Here is a 1,297-nt window from a genome sequence, read left to right as displayed (position 1 = left end):
GATATGATGATCAGTTTAGTTACTACGTACATGGCTATTGAATCAGAATCTACGAAAGAATTAAAAGAGCTTCAGGAAGAAATTATTCATGCTCAAGCATATATTCAAAAACGAAAATTTGAAGAAACACAGAGATAAAACCCTGTGTTTTTATTTGATCGTCTATGACGCTAATCTGTTATAAATCAAATTAGATGTAATTTGATTATTGTTTTGGCATAATCCAAACAATTTGTTGAATGCGTACAATATACGGTACCGTATCTTCAATGAGCAAATGATCTGGTTTCACATCCTTTAACTTTCCTCTTACATTACCTCTTACAGTTTCAATAAACACATGTTTGCCAATTGCTGATTGTAATGTCTGATATACGTAGTGATTAGGTACACTTACCATATTTTGTTCACTGAAGTCATTTCCCTCAAAATAACTCATTCTATARGACTCCTTTCTAACTTACATTYTTTCTCTTAATATATGATATAAATCTTATAAMTATRCTAGAAGGATAATTCAYTATATGAAMGAAAMTAACATTTTRATAAGGTRCGTTTTCTATTMCTAAATTRCTAAAAAATTATTTATATAAGGTTRMTTTTACTAGTTAATAGKTGATGATATAGGGATACTTTGAATGTACATCCAGGTTGTTCCTTTCAAGATATGTATCGTTTTAAATACGCCCTTTATTAGAATAATGCTCATACTTTTTTTGAGATTCTTTAGTAATACGTGCGTTAAGTAAAATTGCTAACAACAAAAACACTCCATATTTTCCCCCTGTAGCCCCTATGATAATCACACTACTACAAACAAGTACAATTAATAGGATAAATGAAACTAAATAAATACGGTCATAGTTCTTTGACATCTTTTCGTATTTTATRCGTTCTTTCCTTGCATYCATCTAAATTCCTCCTTTAAATTATCCRTTTCACYATMAAATAAATCTCATCCTTAAAAAGGAAACAATATATCGTTTTAAATGATTAGTTTGTTTTTTTATCAACTAATKTATATAACGTAAAAAGAAATCCTACCAATATTAAGCTTTCCACCATGATAATCCCGACCCTCTCCTTCCTTTTAACCCCAATACATCAGATAAAAGTTTTGTATATCCCATATTAGCTGCAGCAAACAAAAAGGATCATCCCTTCTTTTAAAGGCTGATCCTTTTCTAAGTGCATTCAACTATTTTTAACTATTCTTGATTAATTAGAATAACTGCTGGCCCATCTACACGAATTCCACCAACTTCGATTTTTTCATAAGCCTCAACTGTAATAGAAA

3 protein-coding genes are annotated in these 1,297 nt (G+C 29.8%); all 3 read right to left on the bottom strand.

Annotation, left to right across the window (positions count from 1 at the left end):
* Window positions 1-205: 205 nt before the first annotated feature.
* Window positions 206-439, bottom strand: a complete 234-nt coding sequence (locus AC1DJR_RS30165; protein WP_429688460.1) for a YuzF family protein — start codon at window positions 437-439, stop codon at window positions 206-208.
* Window positions 440-677: 238 nt separating this feature from the next.
* Window positions 678-911 carry a hypothetical protein gene (locus tag AC1DJR_RS30160; RefSeq protein WP_477004278.1) on the bottom strand — a complete coding sequence of 78 codons (234 nt, stop codon included), beginning with the start codon at window positions 909-911 and terminating at the stop codon, window positions 678-680.
* A gap of 297 nt (window positions 912-1,208) precedes the next feature.
* Window positions 1,209-1,297: BC1881 family protein (locus tag AC1DJR_RS30155; protein WP_477004279.1), on the bottom strand; the 89-nt coding region annotated here is incomplete at its 5' end.

The sequence above is a fragment of the Bacillus sp. 05T31 genome (assembly GCF_056396725.1).
This window is presented reverse-complemented; position numbering and strand designations above follow the sequence as displayed.

Coding starts and splice junctions, on each gene's coding strand:
- AC1DJR_RS30165 (WP_429688460.1), bottom strand. CDS start 439: ATGAGTTATTTTGAGGGAAATGACTTCAGTGAACAAAATATGGTAAGT.